The 1065-nt window shown below is 63.8% G+C and carries 1 protein-coding gene; it reads left to right on the top strand.

The features are described 5' to 3' along the window. Positions 1–169: 169 nt before the first annotated feature. Positions 170–1065 (top strand): transposase (locus tag H8B02_RS47455; protein WP_229172542.1); only part of this gene is annotated, 896 nt, incomplete at its 3' end.

Below are 1065 nucleotides of genomic sequence, written 5' to 3'. Positions count from 1 at the left end.
ATGGGTCCCTGTGTCTTGGAAGTCTGTCAGGATGTGGGTGGGCGGGAAGCCGTTGGGTCCTTGGCGCTTGACGCCGTGAGCCGGCTCGGTCTCCCGCCCGTTCCATCTATCAACCTGAACAGTTGCACGAGGCTGCGCCAACAGACCTCGCATCACAGGGACAGGCACCGTGATCATAGCTCTTCGTTACGTCGGAATCGACATCTCCAAAAAATACCTCGATATCTTTGATGAGGCGGACGGCGTGCCGAGGCGCATTGCCAACGCGACACAGGCCATCACACAGCAGGTGGCGCGTTGGCAATGCGATGCGCTGGTCGTCTTCGAGGCGACGGGTATCTATGACCTCGCGCTTCGCGAGGCGCTGCGTCAGGCCGGGATCCAGTTCGCACGGATCAACCCGGCCCGTGCCCGCGACTTTGCACGGGCTAGCGGCCTACTCGCCAAGACCGATCCGATCGATGCGCGGATGCTGGCAGCCTTTGCGCGGGCCATGCAGCCCGCCCCCGAGCAGGTCGCCGATCCTGCACGCAACGCCTTGGCGAGGCTTGCAAAACGGCGGGATCAGCTGGTCCTCATGCGCGCCCAGGAGAAGAACCGGCGCAGCGAGGCCGACGATCGCGCCATGGCCGAACGCATTGGCCGCCTCATCGAGGTCCTCGACAGCGAGATCGCCGAGATCGAGGCCGACATCAGCGCATTGATTAAAGCCGAAGCGGAGATCGCGGACGATGCGAAGTTAATGCGTTCGCTGCCCGGCGTGGGTCCCGTGGCCTGCATGCAGCTCATCGCGCAGATGCCGGAACTCGGGCGGGTCGGACCGAAACAACTCGCAGCGCTCGCTGGCCTTGCTCCCTTCAACGTCGACAGCGGCGCCTTCCGCGGCAAGCGCAAGATTGCGGGCGGCCGCAAGCGCGTTCGTGACGCCCTTTATATGGCGGCCCTCAACGCAGTTCGCAGAGCTGACCCGTTCAAGGCCTTCTATGCACGACTGCGACAGGCCGGAAAACCAGCCAAACTCGCCCTCATCGCCGTCGCCAGGAAGCTGCTGACGGTCCTCAATGC

Source organism: Bradyrhizobium altum (assembly GCF_020889705.1).
GTDB lineage: Bacteria > Pseudomonadota > Alphaproteobacteria > Rhizobiales > Xanthobacteraceae > Bradyrhizobium > Bradyrhizobium altum.
This window is presented reverse-complemented; position numbering and strand designations above follow the sequence as displayed.